This window comes from Enterobacter sp. R4-368 (genome assembly GCF_000410515.1).
Lineage (GTDB): Bacteria > Pseudomonadota > Gammaproteobacteria > Enterobacterales > Enterobacteriaceae > Kosakonia.
Genome location: NC_021500.1, coordinates 4,735,417 through 4,753,531 on the forward strand (window position 1 = coordinate 4,735,417; position 18,115 = coordinate 4,753,531).

The 18,115-nt window shown below is 51.4% G+C and carries 13 protein-coding genes; 9 read left to right on the plus strand and 4 right to left on the minus strand.

Annotation, left to right across the window (positions count from 1 at the left end; translation table 11 throughout):
- Positions 1-34 precede the first annotated feature (34 nt).
- The 4 genes from pflA to ycaO form a co-directional block, all read right to left on the minus strand.
- Positions 35-775: a pyruvate formate lyase 1-activating protein gene (gene pflA / locus H650_RS22105; protein WP_020457230.1), complete on the minus strand. Its 741-nt coding sequence runs from the start codon at positions 773-775 to the stop codon at positions 35-37.
- Between the two features lie 194 nt (positions 776-969).
- Complete coding sequence (pflB, locus tag H650_RS22110) at positions 970-3,252, minus strand: formate C-acetyltransferase (RefSeq protein WP_020457231.1); 2,283 nt, start codon at positions 3,250-3,252, stop codon at positions 970-972.
- A gap of 51 nt (positions 3,253-3,303) precedes the next feature.
- On the minus strand, positions 3,304-4,161 hold the full coding sequence (gene focA / locus H650_RS25805; protein WP_020457232.1) for a formate transporter FocA: 858 nt from the start codon (positions 4,159-4,161) through the stop codon (positions 3,304-3,306).
- Positions 4,162-4,566: 405 nt separating this feature from the next.
- A complete protein-coding gene (gene ycaO, locus H650_RS22120) occupies positions 4,567-6,327 on the minus strand; it encodes a 30S ribosomal protein S12 methylthiotransferase accessory factor YcaO (RefSeq protein ID WP_044489822.1) in 1,761 nt (586 codons plus the stop codon).
- A gap of 136 nt (positions 6,328-6,463) precedes the next feature.
- Between ycaO and H650_RS22125 the strand changes: the two genes are divergently transcribed.
- The 9 genes from H650_RS22125 to lpxK all read left to right on the plus strand — a co-directional run bounded on the left by H650_RS22125 (position 6,464) and on the right by lpxK (position 18,103).
- Positions 6,464-7,156, plus strand: a complete 693-nt coding sequence (locus H650_RS22125; RefSeq protein ID WP_020457234.1) for a DUF421 domain-containing protein — start codon at positions 6,464-6,466, stop codon at positions 7,154-7,156.
- A 162-nt stretch (positions 7,157-7,318) separates the two neighbouring features.
- On the plus strand, positions 7,319-8,404 hold the full coding sequence (gene serC, locus H650_RS22130) for a 3-phosphoserine/phosphohydroxythreonine transaminase (RefSeq protein ID WP_020457235.1): 1,086 nt from the start codon (positions 7,319-7,321) through the stop codon (positions 8,402-8,404).
- A gap of 71 nt (positions 8,405-8,475) precedes the next feature.
- On the plus strand, positions 8,476-9,759 hold the full coding sequence (gene aroA, locus H650_RS22135) for a 3-phosphoshikimate 1-carboxyvinyltransferase (protein WP_020457236.1): 1,284 nt from the start codon (positions 8,476-8,478) through the stop codon (positions 9,757-9,759).
- A 165-nt stretch (positions 9,760-9,924) separates the two neighbouring features.
- The gene (cmk, locus tag H650_RS22140; protein WP_017456187.1) at positions 9,925-10,608 is read left to right on the plus strand and encodes a (d)CMP kinase; all 684 of its coding nucleotides are present in this window, start codon (positions 9,925-9,927) and stop codon (positions 10,606-10,608) included.
- A 113-nt stretch (positions 10,609-10,721) separates the two neighbouring features.
- Complete coding sequence (rpsA, locus tag H650_RS22145; protein ID WP_017456188.1) at positions 10,722-12,395, plus strand: 30S ribosomal protein S1; 1,674 nt, start codon at positions 10,722-10,724, stop codon at positions 12,393-12,395.
- 183 nt (positions 12,396-12,578) lie between these two features.
- Positions 12,579-12,863: an integration host factor subunit beta gene (gene ihfB, locus H650_RS22150; protein ID WP_007374142.1), complete on the plus strand. Its 285-nt coding sequence runs from the start codon at positions 12,579-12,581 to the stop codon at positions 12,861-12,863.
- A 216-nt stretch (positions 12,864-13,079) separates the two neighbouring features.
- Positions 13,080-15,344, plus strand: a complete 2,265-nt coding sequence (locus tag H650_RS22155) for a ComEC family protein (RefSeq protein ID WP_044489604.1) — start codon at positions 13,080-13,082, stop codon at positions 15,342-15,344.
- 36 nt (positions 15,345-15,380) lie between these two features.
- A complete protein-coding gene (gene msbA, locus H650_RS22160; protein WP_020457238.1) occupies positions 15,381-17,129 on the plus strand; it encodes a lipid A ABC transporter ATP-binding protein/permease MsbA in 1,749 nt (582 codons plus the stop codon).
- A complete protein-coding gene (lpxK, locus tag H650_RS22165) occupies positions 17,126-18,103 on the plus strand; it encodes a tetraacyldisaccharide 4'-kinase (RefSeq protein ID WP_020457239.1) in 978 nt (325 codons plus the stop codon). Before msbA ends, lpxK begins: the two co-directional genes overlap by 4 nt.
- The last annotated feature ends 12 nt before the right edge of the window (positions 18,104-18,115 follow it).

Sequence of the window (18,115 nt, forward strand, 5' to 3'; positions counted from 1 at the left end):
ACTGAGTGTTGTGGCTTTTTTGTCTCAGGATGGCTCAGTACATTACTTTATGACCGTACTGCTCCAGGATGCCTTTAACGCGCTCCATGGTCTCTTTCTTCGGCGGGTGAATGCCATCCAGCTTATACTCTTCGCCCATCGCCACCCATTTATGCTTGCCCAGCTCGTGATAGGGCAGGAGTTCGATTTTCTCGACGTTGCCCATGTCGCGGGTAAATTCACCAAGGCGATGGGCGGAATCGTCATCGTCAGACCAGCCGGGTACCACGACGTAACGGATCCAGACGTTGATATTTTTCTTCGATAAATACTGGGCGAATTCAAGGGTCCGGTGATTGGATACGCCGACCAGATTCTGGTGGATCTCATCGTTCATTTGCTTGAGATCGAGCATCACCAAATCAGTAACTTCCAGCAATTCATCAATCACCGGATCGTAACGGCGCACAAAGCCGTTAGTATCGAGGCAGGTGTGGATGCCCTCTTTTTTACAGGCACGAAACCAGTCGCGAACGAATTCTGCCTGCAAGATTGCTTCTCCACCGGATGCCGTGACGCCACCGCCGGAGGCGTTCATAAAGTGCCGATAGGTAACGACGTCTTTCATTAGTTCTTCAACGGTGATCTCTTTGCCACCGTGTGTATCCCAGGTATCGCGGTTATGGCAATACAGGCAGCGCATCAGGCAGCCCTGGAAGAAGGTGATAAAACGGATGCCCGGGCCGTCGACCGTGCCGCAGGATTCAAAGGAGTGGATGCGACCAATAACTGACATTGCGGTGTTTTCTCCAGATGTGGCCCATCCGGGGCCTGTGTCTGCGCAGTTTAATTCCTTCTGCGCTAAGTCTGTTTTGGCAGACATCCAGCAAGTATAGATGGCTGACGAAGCACACTTCAGGTGTTAAAAAGGCCCCACAGTCGTGGAGCCTTTATTATACGCTTTTTACTGCGTAGTTTCAGTCAATACCATTACATGGTCTGAGTGAAAGTACGAGTAATAACGTCCTGCTGCTGTTCTTTAGTCAGGGAGTTAAAGCGTACGGCATAACCAGAAACACGAATGGTCAGCTGCGGATATTTTTCCGGGTTTTCCATCGCGTCGAGCAGCATTTCGCGGTTCATGACGTTCACGTTCAGGTGCTGACCACCTTCAATGGACGCTTCGTGATGGAAGTAACCATCCATCAGACCAGCCAGGTTGGTTTTACGGACTTCATCGTCTTTACCCAGCGCGTTCGGCACGATAGAGAAGGTGTAAGAGATACCATCTTTAGCGTAAGCAAACGGCAGTTTAGCAACGGAAGTCAGAGAGGCAACAGCACCTTTCTGGTCACGGCCGTGCATCGGGTTAGCACCCGGTCCGAACGGCGCACCAGCGCGACGGCCATCCGGGGTGTTACCTGTTTTCTTACCGTACACAACGTTAGAAGTGATGGTCAGAACAGACTGAGTCGGGATAGCGTTGCGGTAAGTTGTCAGTTTCTGAATTTTCTTCATGAAACGTTCAACCAGGTCAACCGCCATATCATCAACGCGAGCGTCGTTGTTACCAAACTGCGGATATTCGCCTTCGATTTCGAAGTCGATAGCCAGACCGTCTTCGTCACGAATCGGTTTAACTTTCGCGTATTTGATAGCAGACAGGGAGTCAGCCGCTACGGACAGACCAGCGATACCGCAAGCCATGGTACGGATAACGTCACGATCGTGCAGCGCCATCAGTGAAGCTTCGTAGCTGTATTTGTCGTGCATGTAGTGGATGATGTTCAGCGCGGTGACGTACTGTTTAGCCAGCCAATCCATAAAGTGATCCATACGATCCATCACTTCGTCGAATTTCAGCACGTCGCCTTTGATCGGTTCAGATTTCGGACCAACCTGCATTTTCAGTTTTTCATCAACGCCGCCGTTGATGGCGTACAGCATGGTTTTCGCCAGGTTAGCACGCGCACCGAAGAACTGCATTTGTTTACCCACAACCATCGGGCTTACACAGCAAGCAATTGCGTAGTCATCGTTGTTGAAGTCCGGACGCATCAGATCATCGTTCTCATACTGCAGAGAAGAGGTATCGATGGAGACTTTCGCAGCGAATTTTTTGAAGTTCAGCGGCAGTTTTTCAGACCACAGAACAGTGATGTTCGGTTCCGGAGACGGGCCCATGGTGTACAGGGTGTTCAGGAAACGGAAGCTGTTTTTAGAAACCAGCGTACGGCCATCAACGCCCATACCACCGATAGATTCAGTTGCCCAAATCGGGTCGCCAGAGAACAGTTCATCATATTCAGGAGTACGCAGGAAGCGAACCATACGCAGTTTCATGACCAGGTGGTCAATCATTTCCTGAGCGTCTTGCTCAGTGATTTTGCCTGCTTTCAGGTCACGTTCGATGTACACGTCCAGGAAGGTGGATACGCGGCCGAAGGACATTGCAGCGCCGTTTTGAGACTTAACAGCGGCCAGGTAACCGAAGTAGGTCCACTGGATTGCTTCCTGAGCGTTGGTAGCCGGACCAGAGATATCGCAACCGTATTTCGCTGCCATCTCTTTGATCTGACCCAGTGCGCGATGCTGTTCAGCAATTTCTTCACGCAGACGGATAGTCGCTTCCAGGTTTACGCCATTTTCCAGATCAGACTGCAGAGACTGGAACTGAGCGTATTTGTCTTTCATCAGGAAGTCGATGCCGTACAGCGCAACGCGACGGTAGTCACCAATGATACGACCGCGGCCGTAAGCATCCGGCAGACCAGTCAGAACACCGGATTTACGGCAGTTCAGAATGTCTTTGGTGTAAACATCGAATACACCCTGGTTATGGGTTTTACGGTATTCGGTGAAGATTTTTTTAAGTTGCGGATCCAGTTCGCGGTTGTACGCTTTGCAGGAACCTTCAACCATTTTGATGCCGCCGAACGGAATGATTGCGCGTTTCAGCGGAGCTTCAGTTTGCAGGCCAACGATTTTCTCTAACGATTTGTTGATGTAACCAGCGTCGTGAGAAGTGATGGTTGATGCAATGGAGGTGTCAAAATCAACTGGCGCGTGGGTGCGGTTTTCCAGTTTAACGCCTTCCATGACCTTGTCCCACAGTTTGGTGGTCGCTTCAGTAGCGCCAGCCAGGAAGGACTCATCGCCTTCGTACGGGGTGTAGTTTTTCTGGATAAAGTCACGTACGTTGACTTCTTTCTGCCAGTCACCTTTCGCAAAACCTTCCCAGGCTGTGGCTAATTTTTCATTAAGCTCGGACATGTAACACCTACCTTCTTAAGTGGATTTTTTATTTACTGCCTGGAACAACCATTAATGATGATCGTTGCCACGCAGGTAAATGACCCAGTATGTCAACCCGACTAATAATCCTCCACCGATGATATTCCCGATTGTTACGGGGATCAGGTTATCAGTGATGAAATTCATAATGGTCAGGTGTGAGAAATTTTCCGGGCTGGAACCTACAGCGGTCCAGAACTCCGGGCTTGCAAAGTTGCGAATTACAATACCCATCGGGATCATAAACATATTCGCGATACTGTGTTCAAAACCGCTGGCAACAAACATCGCCACCGGCAGAACCATAATCATGGCTTTATCCATCAGGCTGCGACCGGAATAACTCATCCACACGGCCATACAAACCATCAGGTTAGCCAGAATGCCCAGCGCCACGGCTTCAATAAATGTGTGGTGTACTTTATGGTCTGCGGTTTGTAGCACGTTTAAGCCCCAGCCGCCGTTGGCGACCATGTACTCGCCAGACAACCACATTAACAACACAAACAGCAGCGCACCCACCAGGTTGCCGACATAGACGTTAATCCAGTTGCGGGCCAGTTGCCCCCAGGTAATACGTCCACTGGCTTTAGCCACGACAATCAGTACGGTTGAAGTAAAGAGATCTGCACCGCAAATGATGCAAAGAATCAGCCCCAGGGAGAAGCAGACACCACCGATCAGTTTAGCAATACCATACGGCATTGCACCGGAACCTGTAGTGGCGGTGATGTAGAAAACGAAAGCAATGGAGATAAACACACCTGCGGTAATCGCAAGATAGAAAGTCTTAAGCGGATGTTTAGTCGCTTTATAGACACCAGCTTCTTCGGCAACTTTGGCCATCTCGGCTGGAAGAATAAGATCAAAAGGGTTGTCAGCTTTCACACTAACTCTCTCTTTATTAAGTCGGCGACGAGATACTAACAAAGCATTATAGAAGAGAATTTGATATGGATCATATCTCGCCTGGCTTATAGGACCGCAAAGAGCGTTGTTTTTCTACGAATGCGGAGTAAATTGTTGATTATCAAAATAAAAATAAAGTTTAAAAATTGCAAAATGAGTTGAAATTTTTTATGTGACCTCCCAAAAAACAGTTAATTAAAATGGAGTAATTGCCATAAGAAGTAACAATATTAGTTGGAGTGGATAATTATATTTACCCATATTTAACTTTAATATTACATATGGCAGTCATTGCCAAAAAATAAATAAAACGGGGCAATGAAATTGCCCCGTAATATAGCGTAGACCACTCATTAAGCCTACATATTGTCGTGCTACTTGTCGTTATTTCGACCAGAATGCCCGTTTGGCTCGTTGTAATTTTTCGTAAGCCGCTAACAGCGACTGATGCGCCGGGAATGCCTGCAGGGAACCGTCTGCCGGTTGCAGGTCGTAGAACGGCGCTTCACCGCTTAATGCGGCGCTGGCGGCTTCAACCGCTTGCGCACCATACATACGTACGAATGCATTCAGGTATTGCAGCGGCTCGCGCTCCTCTTCCTGCGCCAGTAATAATAATGTCTGCAGACAGCGGTAGTAGTTGGCCCGTTCGGCGCTAAAGATCGAGGCATTGAATTCCATCGTCCATTCAGTCCAGGCTAATGCCTGATCCAAATCGCCGCCTGCCAGCGCCAGCATCGCTTTTAGTTCACCAATGCGCAGCGTGTACCAGCCATTGTCTTTACCGGTCGCCAGACCCAACAGCTCGCGAACGCGGGTGAAGTCATCATGACCTTCGTCATCAAGCTGCGCGATAAGGCTGAGGTACTCCTCTTTTTCCCATTCACTGCCAGGCAAAGAGAGAATTGTTTCGCGCAAATGGCTGCCCATGGTGTTGTTCGCCAGCCACAGATCTTCGGCCGGATAAATATCGGACATGCCAGGCACCAGAATACGGCAGGCGTAAACACCCAGATGCTCATAATCGGCAATATAGACTTCTTTATCTTCTGCCTTAAAGATAGCCATGAGTGTGGCGAACTCTTCTTCCGTCGTGCCTGCGAAGCTCCAGTCAACAAACGGATAATCCGCATCCTGCTTGAACAGATCCCAGGAGATCAAACCGCTGGAGTCGATAAAGTGCGTCTCGAGGTTGGCATGCTCGGCCACTTCTTCATCATCAAAGGTTGGCGGTGTGAAGACATCCAGATCTTTCAACCCGCGGCCTTGCAGCAGCTCGGTAACAGTACGCTCGAGCGCCACACCGAAATCAGGGTGCGCGCCAAAAGAGGCAAAACAGGTGCCGTTGGCCGGGTTGAACAGGACAACACAGATAACCGGGTATTTACCGCCCAGGGAACCGTCGTAAGCGAAGATCGGGAAACCTTCCGCTTCCAGTTTGGCAATCGCTTCGACAACGCCCGGGTAGCGTGCCAGCACATCCTGCGGAATTTCTGGCAGGCTGATGCTCTCGGCAATAATGCGATTTTTAATATGGCGTTCGAACACTTCTGACAGCCCCTGCACGCGGGCTTCATTGCGTGTGTTCCCGGCGGACATGCCGTTAGAAACATATAAGTTGCCGACGATATTCATCGGGATATAAACCGTCTGCTCATCAGACTGGCGGGTAAACGGCAGGGCACAGATACCGCGCTCATCATTGCCGGATTGCAGATCAACGAGCATCCCGGCGGCCAGTTCGTTCTGCGGATCGTAGTAGGCGCGCAGACGCGCATCCAGAATGCCTTCCGGCAGAGAATCATCTTCCGGCAGCGGGAACCATTTCTCATTCGGATAATGAACGAACGGGCTCTGAGCGATAGCATCACCCAGCCAGAAATCAGCGAAGAAGTAGTTGGTGGACAGACGCTCGAAATACTCGCCCAGCGCAGAGGCCAGCGCGGCTTTTTTGGTCGCACCTTTACCGTTGGTGAAGCACAGCGCGCACTCTTTATCGCGAATATGCACTGACCAGACGTTTGGCACCGGATTCAGCCATGAGGCCTCTTCGATGTTAAAACCGAGATCGGTGAGCTTTTGCTGGAAGCGAGCGATGGAATCTTCCAGCGCGGCGTCTTTGCCGGGAATAAATGTTTGAGTCATGGCGGTCACTTTTTTCGTACGTAAAGCGCGCAATGATACGGGTTTTGCGTGACTGACGCTATCTTCCACGTCTGACCGACGAAAATAAAACTTATGGCTATGATTAAGAAAAGTAACGACTGTTCAGGCATAAAAAATGAAAGCGTTTGATCTGCATCGCATGGCGCTCGACAAGGTCCCTCTTGAGTTTCTCGGGGAAGTCGCACTGCGTAGTGTCTATACCTTTGTTTTGGTCTTTTTATTTCTCAAAATCACCGGACGACGCGGCGTACGCCAGATGTCCCTGTTTGAGGTGCTGATAATCCTGACTCTGGGATCGGCGGCCGGGGATGTCGCTTTTTACGACGATGTTCCCATGCTGCCGGTGCTGGTGGTTTTTATCACTTTAGCGTTGCTCTACCGGTTTGTGATGTGGCTGATGTCGCACAGCGAAAAGCTGGAAGATTTGCTGGAAGGCAAACCGGTTGTCATTGTTGAGAATGGCGAACTGGCCTGGGAAAAGGTGCATGCGGCGAACATGACCGAGTTCGAGTTCTTTATGGAGCTACGTTTAAATGGCGTGGAACAACTCGGACAGATTCGTCTGGCAATAATGGAAACCAACGGTCAAATCAGCGTTTATTACTTCCCGGACGATGAGGTGAAACCCGGGTTATGTATTTTGCCTGAAGGTTGCAGTGAGCGTTTCACAACGGTTCCCGAAGCGGGGGATTATGTTTGTGTCCGCTGCAGTAAAATTGTCGCCATGCATAAAGGGGAAAAGCAATCTTGTCCGCGTTGTGCAAATCCGGAATGGTCGAAGGCAAGCCGGGCTGTTCGCGTGACATAACAGCGTTTTTATCGGGTCTAGGGTGAGCAAACAAAACTTTCTGCTATGTGAGTTAGCGCACATCTTGCCGCTGGCACCCATTACCCGTTGCGGCGCGTAGCGCTGAATGATAAAACCGATGTCACAGGAATAACTTATTGCTTTATAGCGTGGTGAGGGGAAATGACTCAGGTCTTTAATTTTAGTTCTGGCCCGGCAGTATTACCGGCGGATGTGCTCAAACAAGCGCAACAAGAGCTGTGCGACTGGCAAGGTCTTGGAACGTCGGTGATGGAAATTAGCCATCGTGGTAAAGAGTTTATCCACGTGGCGGAAGAAGCAGAAAAGGATTTTCGCGACCTGCTGAATATTCCCTCTAACTATAAGGTTCTGTTCTGTCACGGCGGCGGTCGCGGCCAGTTCGCGGCTATTCCGTTGAACTTGCTGGGCGATAAAACCACCGCTGACTACGTTGATGCGGGCTACTGGGCGGCGAGCGCGGTAAAAGAAGCGAAAAAATACTGCTCACCGAACGTTATTGACGCCAAAATCACTGTTGATGGTCTGCGCGCGGTGAAACCGATGCGCGACTGGCAACTGAGCGATAATGCGGCCTATCTGCACTACTGTCCGAACGAAACGATCGACGGTATCGCGATCGATGAAACACCGGACTTTGGTGATGTGGTTGTCGCCGCTGACTTTTCCTCGACTATTCTCTCTCGTCAGATTGACGTAAGCCGTTTTGGCGTGATCTACGCAGGCGCGCAGAAAAATATCGGCCCGGCGGGTTTGACGCTGGTGATTGTGCGCGAAGATCTGCTGGGTAAAGCGCATCAGGCTTGCCCGTCGATCCTTGATTACACCGTGCTGAACGAAAACGACTCGATGTTTAACACGCCTCCGACCTTTGCCTGGTATCTCTCTGGGCTGGTGTTTAAGTGGCTGAAAAAACAGGGCGGTGTGGCAGCGATGGACAAAATCAACCAGCAAAAAGCCGATCTGTTGTACGGCGTGATCGACAGCAGCGATTTCTACCGCAACGATGTGGCGAAAGCGAACCGCTCGCGCATGAATGTGCCGTTCCAGCTGGCAGATAGCGCGCTCGATAAAGTCTTCCTGGAGGAGTCGTTCGCTGCGGGTCTACACGCGCTGAAAGGTCACCGTGTTGTCGGCGGGATGCGCGCCTCTATCTATAATGCGATGCCGTTAGCTGGCGTACAGGCGCTCACTGATTTCATGGTCGATTTCGAACGCCGCCACGGTTAATCGCACTGTTTTGACGTACCCCCGTAGTTTCACTGCGGGGGTTTTATTCTGTTAGTTGAGAGTGAAGTTTCATGGAATCCCTGACGTTACAACCCATCGCGCGAGTAGATGGCACCATCAATCTGCCTGGTTCAAAGAGTGTCTCCAACCGCGCCTTGTTGCTGGCCGCATTCGCTCGTGGCACGACTGTTCTGACTAACTTGCTGGACAGTGATGATGTGCGCCACATGCTCAATGCCCTCAGCGCGCTGGGAGTTCATTACACGTTGTCTGCCGATCGTACCCGTTGTGAAGTGACGGGGGTTGGTGGCCCGCTGCATTCAGCAGAAAAACTGGAGCTGTTTCTGGGTAACGCAGGAACTGCCATGCGTCCGTTGGCCGCCGCGCTGTGTCTTGGCGAAAACAATATTGTGCTGACTGGCGAGCCGCGCATGAAAGAGCGTCCGATTGGCCATCTGGTTGATGCGCTTCGTCAGGGCGGGGCAAAGGTTGATTATCTTGAGCAGGAAAATTATCCGCCACTGCATTTGCGCGGTGGCTTTACAGGTGGTGAAGTGAGTGTCGATGGCAGCGTTTCCAGCCAGTTTTTAACCGCATTGCTAATGGCAGCCCCGTTGGCACCCAACGACACGGTTATCACTATCAAAGGTGACCTGGTATCCAAACCGTATATTGATATCACACTGCATCTGATGAAGACCTTTGGCGTTGAGGTTGAAAACCAGCAATATCAACGCTTTGTTGTGCGCGGTGCGCAGCTATACCAGTCTCCAGGCCATTATCTGGTCGAGGGTGATGCGTCTTCTGCTTCTTATTTTCTCGCGGCCGGAGCAATCAAAGGCGGTACGGTGAAAGTGACCGGTATAGGCCGTAACAGCGTGCAGGGCGATATTCGCTTTGCTGATGTGCTGGAAAAAATGGGCGCGACCGTGGTCTGGGGCGATGATTATATTGCCTGCACCCGTGGTGAGTTGAACGCCATCGATATGGATATGAACCACATTCCCGATGCGGCAATGACCATCGCGACGGCAGCGCTGTTTGCCAAAGGCACGACCACTCTGCGTAATATCTATAACTGGCGCGTAAAAGAGACCGATCGCTTGTTCGCGATGGCGACAGAGTTGCGTAAAGTCGGGGCCGAAGTGGAAGAGGGCGAAGACTATATTCGCGTGACACCGCCTGCCAGGCTGCAGCTTGCGGAAATCGCAACTTATAACGACCACCGTATGGCGATGTGTTTCTCGCTGGTGGCGCTGTCTGATACGCCGGTCACCATTCTTGATCCGAAATGTACAGCGAAGACCTTCCCGGACTATTTCGAGCAATTAGCCCATATTAGTACGCTGGCATAACTTCCCCTCTTGCGGGCTGGTGTAAATCAGCCCGCTTCCCGCGCAATTATTCTACACTCAGCTGCATCCTCTTCGGTTATTCGCACGCAACAGTAACGGTTGTGGACATTGGCGCGTATAATGCGCGCGGTTATGTAACGATATGCCTTGATTAAGGAGAGAAAGATGACGGCAATTGCCCCGGTAATTACCATTGATGGGCCAAGCGGCGCGGGTAAAGGCACGCTTTGCAAGGCAATGGCGGAAGCGTTGCAATGGCATCTGTTGGATTCAGGCGCAATTTATCGTGTTCTGGCGCTCGCTGCGCTGCATCACCATGTCGATGTTTCTTCCGAAGATGTTTTGGTTCCGCTGGCAGCGCACCTGGATGTGCGTTTCGTGTCAACAAATGGCCATCTGGAAGTCATTCTGGAAGGCGAAGATGTCAGCAGCGAAATCCGTACTCAGGACGTGGCAAATGCAGCCTCGCAGATTGCGGCGTTTCCGCGAGTGCGTGAAGCGTTATTGCGTCGCCAGCGCGCATTCCGTGACGCGCCGGGACTTATCGCCGATGGGCGTGATATGGGGACAGTGGTTTTTCCTGATGCGCCGGTAAAAATTTTCCTTGACGCTTCTTCTGAAGAGCGTGCGCATCGGCGCATGCTACAGTTGCAGGAGAAGGGCTTTAGTGTTAACTTTGAACGCCTTTTGGCCGAGATAAAGGAACGTGACGATCGCGATCGAAACCGTCCTGTTGCACCGCTGGTTCCCGCTGCCGATGCTTTAGTACTGGATTCAACCAGTTTAAGTATTGAGCAAGTGATTGAGAAAGCGCTACAATATGCTCGCCAAAAATTGGCTCTCGCATAAGCGACCGAATTCGTAGTACCTGCTGCAATGGAATGTGAGCAGGCATGTGAAACAACCCCATCCGGCATGAAGCCAGGTGGACGTTAAATTGAAGAATCCTGAAGATTATCAATATGACTGAATCTTTTGCTCAACTCTTTGAAGAGTCCCTGAAAGAAATCGAAACCCGCCCGGGTTCTATCGTTCGTGGTGTTGTTGTTGCTATCGACAAAGACGTAGTTCTGGTTGACGCCGGTCTGAAATCTGAGTCCGCCATTCCGGCAGAGCAGTTCAAAAACGCCCAGGGCGAGCTGGAAATCCAGGTTGGTGACGAAGTTGACGTTGCCCTGGATGCAGTAGAAGACGGCTTCGGTGAAACCCTGCTGTCCCGTGAAAAAGCTAAACGTCACGAAGCTTGGATCACGCTGGAAAAAGCTTACGAAGACGCTGAAACTGTTACCGGTGTTATCAACGGCAAAGTCAAGGGCGGCTTCACTGTTGAGCTGAACGGTATTCGCGCGTTCCTGCCGGGTTCCCTGGTAGACGTTCGTCCGGTCCGTGACACTCTGCACCTGGAAGGCAAAGAGCTTGAATTCAAAGTAATCAAGCTGGACCAGAAACGTAACAACGTTGTTGTTTCACGTCGTGCGGTTATCGAATCCGAAAACAGCGCAGAGCGCGATCAGCTGCTGGAAAACCTGCAGGAAGGCATGGAAGTTAAAGGTATCGTTAAGAACCTCACTGACTACGGTGCATTCGTTGATCTGGGTGGCGTTGACGGCCTGCTGCACATCACTGATATGGCATGGAAACGCGTTAAGCATCCGAGCGAAATCGTAAACGTTGGCGACGAAATCACTGTTAAAGTGCTGAAATTCGACCGCGAACGTACTCGTGTTTCCCTGGGCCTGAAACAGCTGGGCGAAGATCCGTGGGTAGCTATCGCTAAACGTTACCCGGAAGGCACCAAGCTGACTGGTCGCGTGACCAACCTGACCGACTACGGCTGCTTCGTTGAAATCGAAGAAGGCGTTGAAGGCCTGGTTCACGTTTCCGAAATGGATTGGACCAACAAAAACATCCACCCGTCCAAAGTTGTTAACGTTGGCGACGTAGTGGAAGTTATGGTTCTGGATATCGACGAAGAACGTCGTCGTATCTCCCTGGGCCTGAAACAGTGCAAATCCAACCCGTGGCAGCAGTTCGCAGAAACCCACAACAAGGGCGACCGCGTTGAAGGTAAAATCAAGTCTATCACTGACTTTGGTATCTTCATCGGCCTGGACGGCGGTATCGATGGCCTGGTTCACCTGTCTGACATCTCCTGGAACGTTGCAGGCGAAGAAGCCGTTCGTGAATACAAAAAAGGCGACGAAATCGCAGCCGTTGTTCTGCAGGTTGACGCAGAGCGTGAGCGTATCTCTCTGGGCGTTAAACAGCTCGCCGAAGATCCGTTCAACAACTACGTTGCACTGAATAAGAAAGGCGCAATCGTAAACGGTAAAGTTACTGCTGTTGACGCTAAAGGCGCGACCGTAGAACTGGCTGACGGCGTTGAAGGTTACCTGCGCGCTTCTGAAGCTTCCCGTGACCGCGTTGAAGACGCAACTCTGGTTCTGAATGTTGGCGACGATGTTGAAGCTAAATTCACCGGTGTTGATCGTAAAAACCGCGTAGTTAGCCTGTCTGTTCGTGCGAAAGACGAAGCTGACGAGAAAGATGCAATCGCTTCTGTTAACAACAAACAGGAAGAAGGCAACTTCTCTAACGCTATGGCTGAAGCTTTCAAAGCAGCGAAAGGCGAGTAATATCAAGCGCTCTGAATTCTTTACGCTGTACCAGGACGTAAGTCACACGGCTGCAGCGTGAACGATGATGAGTTACTTGACAGATCACAGGATTCGTCCTGTAATCAATGACAAAGGGCGGCTACGGCCGCCCTTGTTAAAGCTAGTAAAGCTAATTTTGCGTTGAAGGAAACCGGAGGAATCATGACCAAGTCAGAATTGATTGAAAGACTTGCAAGCCAGCAGTCGCATATTCCGGCTAAAGCTGTGGAAGATGCTGTAAAAGAGATGCTGGAGCATATGGCCTCTACTCTTGCCCAGGGCGAGCGCATTGAGATCCGCGGTTTCGGCAGTTTTTCTCTGCACTATCGTGCACCTCGCACCGGGCGTAACCCGAAAACAGGCGATAAAGTGGATCTGGAAGGAAAATACGTTCCACACTTTAAACCGGGTAAAGAATTACGCGACCGCGCCAATATTTATGAGTAATTTTTAGCTACACGCTGAAATTCACTTCGACGAAAAAAGCACCTGTGGGTGCTTTTTTTGTTTCTCTGACCTCTTTATTTCTGAAGCTACTTCGCACAATTTTGCAGATGCCCTGTAAGAGCGTCGAAAGCCACCAGCCTGTATCGCAAAACAGCTATTCCAAACAGAAAGTCCTGGCGACAGCCGGCATACTCTCCACGCAACAAGGAGGTATGCATGACGTTACCGGCATTAGCTATATGCCTGATAATTGGCATTTTGCCATTACAGTGGATGCCTTCACTACCAACTCCAGGGTATGTGTGGTTTCTGATTGCCATCGGATGTCTGTTTGCGTGTTTTCGTTCTCGCCTGTTTCGTTATTGCGCAGCCACATTATTTGCATTCGCATGGGGAGTGCTGTCAGCAATGCAGGCAGTCTGGCCTGGCGAGCATCTACCTGGAGCGAATCACCAGGCAGAAGTGGTAATTACCGATACGGATCATATGACCCGGCACTGGGGCAAAATCACTCGTCTGGACGGTAAACGCCTGTTTCCGTCAGCAGGAATAAGCTTCTATGGCCAGTATTTGCCGGAGCCAGTTTGTACTGGCCAGCGATGGATAATGACAATTAGAGCACGTGCCGTCCACGGGCAACTGAATGATGGGGGCTTCGACTCGCAGCGTTATGCAATAACTTCCCATCAGCCGCTAAGTGGCCGTTTTATGGATGCCCGTCTGAGCGACCCCCAGTGCACATGGCGCGCGCGCTACCTGCAATCATTAACCGAAACGCTGATTAAGTACCCATGGCGGCAGGTGATAGTGGCGTTAGGAATGGGCGAACGCGCAACGTTGGATGCCAGTGTCAAAGAGATCATGCGGCAAACCGGTACGGCGCATTTAATGGCGATATCAGGGCTACATATTGCTCTGGCGGCAATGTTGGGCTGGCTGGTTGTTCGTGGTGTGCAATTTTTCTTTCCCGGCGGCTGGATTGGCTGGCGTTTACCCTTACTTACTGGCGTAGGGTTTGCAATAAGCTACGCCTGTCTGACTGGTCTACAGCCTCCTGCATTGCGTACCGCTATTTCTCTTAGCGTCTGGGCCGCGTTACGGCTATCCGGGCGATTGTGGTCACCCTGGCAAGTATGGCTTTGTTGCATTGCCGCTATCTTATTCACCGATCCCCTCGCCGTGCTATCAACCAGTCTGTGGCTGTCCGCTTTCGCAGTAGCCGCGCTGCTGTTTTGGTATCAATGGCTACCAGCTTCTATAAAACAACATACTAAGCTGGTCCAGGGCAGTATCAATTTGCTTCATCTACAAGTAGGGATGACGTTATTGCTGCTTCCTGTGCAGTTATCAATTTTCCACGGCATAAGTCTGAGTTCACTAGCTGCAAATTTATTGGCTATTCCGTTGGTAACGTTTATTACCGTACCGCTCATTTTACTGGGAATGTTGCTGCACTTGATTGGTCCTGTGACGGGGGAATTGGCTTGCTGGTACCTTGCAGATAAGACACTGGATTTCCTGTTTGCTTTTCTGCACTGGCTACCTGCCGGTTGGCTTAATGTGGATATGCGCTGGCAGTGGCTGGCCTGGTTGCCGTGGCTGGCGCTGATCGTTTGGCGTTTGCATTTATGGCCGAACGTACCGGCGCTGTGTCTGGTATGTCTGACATTGCTTACTCTGCCGTTCTGGCGCAATGAACGGCAGGGGGAGTGGGCAGTGCATATGCTGGACGTCGGGCAGGGCTTGGCAATGGTGATTGAACGTAATGGCAAAGCGATACTTTATGACACTGGCGTCGCATGGCCGGGCGGCGATAGTGGACAACAGTTGATTATTCCATGGCTGCGTTGGCATGCTTTGCAGCCCGAAGGCGTTATTTTGAGTCATGAACATCTGGATCATCGCGGGGGTCTGGACTCCTTGCTGGAAACCTGGCCGGCATTATGGATCCGTAGCCCACTGGGTTGGGCTGCACATCAACCATGCTTTCGTGGTCAGCAATGGCAATGGCAGGGATTAACATTTACCGTTCATTGGCCGCTAAGCGGTACCGGGACGAAAGGAAACAACCGTTCTTGCGTAGTCAGAGTCGATGACGGTCAACACAGCTTCCTGCTCACAGGCGATATTGAAGCGGCAGGTGAGATGGCGATGCTGAGCCACTACTGGACGCATTTGCAGTCTACACTAGTGCAAGTGCCTCATCATGGAAGCAATAGTTCATCATCGCTGCCGTTTGTGCAGCGAATTGGCGGCGAAGCAGCACTGGCGTCGGCGTCGCGTTACAACGCCTGGCGATTTCCCTCGATAAAGGTGATCGACCGCTACCGTGAACAGGGGTATCGCTGGTACGACACACCACATCAAGGGCAGTTAACGGTATCGTTTACGCCACAGGGCTGGGAAATCCATAGCTTACGAGATCAACTTTTACCGCGTTGGTATCATCAGTGGTTTGGCGTCCCCAGTGATAACGGGTAGAATATGCGGCTATTTCAACAAGTGCTGGTTTTTTGAATGCATAACGACAAAGATCTCTCCACGTGGCAGACATTCCGCCGATTATGGCCAACTATTGCGCCTTTCAAAGCGGGTCTGATCGTGTCGGGGATAGCGTTAATCCTCAACGCAGCCAGCGATACCTTTATGTTATCGCTGCTCAAACCGTTACTGGATGATGGTTTTGGTAAAACCGACCGCTCTGTGCTGCTGTGGATGCCGCTGGTGGTTATTGGGCTGATGATCCTGCGAGGCATCACCAGCTACATCTCCAGTTACTGCATTTCCTGGGTTTCCGGAAAGGTGGTGATGACCATGCGCCGTCGCCTGTTCAGCCATATGATGGGCATGCCGGTCTCATTTTTTGATAAGCAATCTACAGGCACTTTACTTTCGCGTATTACCTATGATTCTGAACAGGTCGCTTCCTCGTCCTCCGGCGCATTGATTACTGTTGTGCGTGAGGGGGCATCGATCATCGGCTTGTTTATCATGATGTTCTGGTACAGTTGGCAGCTCTCGTTGATTCTCATTGTGCTGGCGCCGATCGTTTCGATAGCGATTCGCGTGGTTTCCAAACGCTTTCGTAACATCAGTAAAAATATGCAAAACACGATGGGGCAGGTGACCACCAGTGCGGAGCAGATGCTGAAAGGGCATAAAGAAGTGCTGATGTTTGGTGGCCAGGAAGTAGAAACCAGCCGTTTTGATAAAGTCAGCAACAAGATGCGTTTGCAGGGCATGAAAATGGTCTCGGCATCGTCTATTTCCGATCCAGTTATCCAGCTTATTGCGTCACTGGCGCTGGCGTTTGTGCTGTATGCCGCCAGTTTTCCAAGCGTAATGTCCACCTTGAGTGCGGGTACCATCACCGTCGTCTTTTCTTCGATGATCGCGCTTATGCGCCCGTTGAAATCCCTGACTAACGTCAATGCTCAGTTCCAGCGTGGTATGGCGGCATGCCAGACACTGTTTGCGATTCTGGATAGCGAGCAAGAAAAAGACGAAGGCACGCGGGTGATTGAACGTGCGCGCGGTGATATTGAGTTTCGCAACGTGACCTTCACCTATCCGGGGCGTGAAACGCCAGCTTTGCGCAATATCAACCTGACGATTCCGGCGGGCAAAACCGTCGCACTGGTAGGGCGTTCTGGCTCTGGTAAATCGACGCTGGCAAGCTTGATCACGCGTTTTTATGACGTCGAGGAAGGCCAGATCCTGATGGATGGTCACGACTTACGTGAATATAAGCTCACGTCGTTGCGTGACCAGGTTGCGCTGGTGTCGCAAAACGTACATCTGTTTAATGATACGGTTGCCAATAACATCGCTTACGCACGTACCGAACAGTACAGCCGCGAAGAGATTGAGCAAGCAGCGAAAATGGCCTATGCCTACGACTTTATCAATAAGATGGATGAAGGGCTGGATACGGTGATTGGGGAAAACGGCGTGCTGCTTTCAGGCGGTCAGCGCCAGCGCATCGCGATTGCCCGCGCGCTGCTGCGCGACAGCCCGATCCTCATTCTTGATGAAGCGACCTCGGCGCTCGATACCGAATCTGAACGAGCCATTCAGGCCGCACTGAACGAGCTGCAAAAGAACCGTACCTCAATGGTGATTGCTCACCGTTTGTCGACCATCGAACAGGCCGACGAAATTGTGGTGGTGGAAGATGGCCGTATCGTTGAACGTGGCACCCATGCGGATCTGCTGGAACAACATGGGGTCTATGCTCAGCTTCACAAAATGCAGTTTGGCGAATGATTGCACGCATCTGGTCCGGTGAATCCCCGCTGTGGCTGCTGTTGCTACCGCTCTCCTGGCTTTACGGCCTGGTGAGCGGTGCCATTCGTTTCGCCTATCGCATTGGTTTAAAAAAATCCTGGCGTGCACCGGTTCCTGTTGTGGTCGTTGGCAATCTGACGGCAGGCGGCAACGGTAAAACGCCTGTTGTCATCTGGTTGGTGGAGCAACTACAGCAGCGTGGCATACGTGTTGGCGTGGTGTCGCGTGGCTACGGTGGTAAAGCGGATCGTTACCCGCTCGTGCTGACACCCGAAACCACTACGGCTCAGGCCGGGGATGAACCGGTACTGATTTATCAACGCACTGGCGCGCCGGTTGCGGTTTCTCCCGTCAGAAGCGACGCCGTCAGTGCGATTCTTGCGCAATACCCGGTACAACTGATCATTACGGATGACGGTTTGCAACATTATAAGCTGGCGCGTGATAAGGAAATTGTCGTTGTTGATGGCGTCAGGCGTTTTGGCAATGGCTGGTGGTTGCCCGCAGGGCCGATGCGTGAGCGGGCGTCGCGTTTAAAAAGTGTGGATGCCATCATTACCAACGGCGGTGTAGCCAGAGCGGAAGAGATCCCGATGCGTTTGCGCCCTGGACTGGCTGTTAATCTGCGTACCGGCGAACGCCGTGACGTTCACACACTGACCAATATCGTTGCGATGGCAGGAATCGGCCATCCGCCGCGTTTCTTTGCTACTCTCACCGAGTGTGGTGCAACGCTGCAAAAGACGGTAGCGCTTGCCGATCATCAGGCGTTATCGCTGCATGAGGTAAAGCCACTGGTGAAACCGGGGCAGACACTGGTGATGACCGAAAAAGACGCGGTAAAGTGTCGGTCATTTGCTGAGGATAACTGGTGGTATTTGCCTGTAGACGCACAGCTCGAGGGTGAGCTGGCGCAAAAATTACTACAGGAATTGTTCACTCTGGCGCGCTGACGGTTGTTGCAT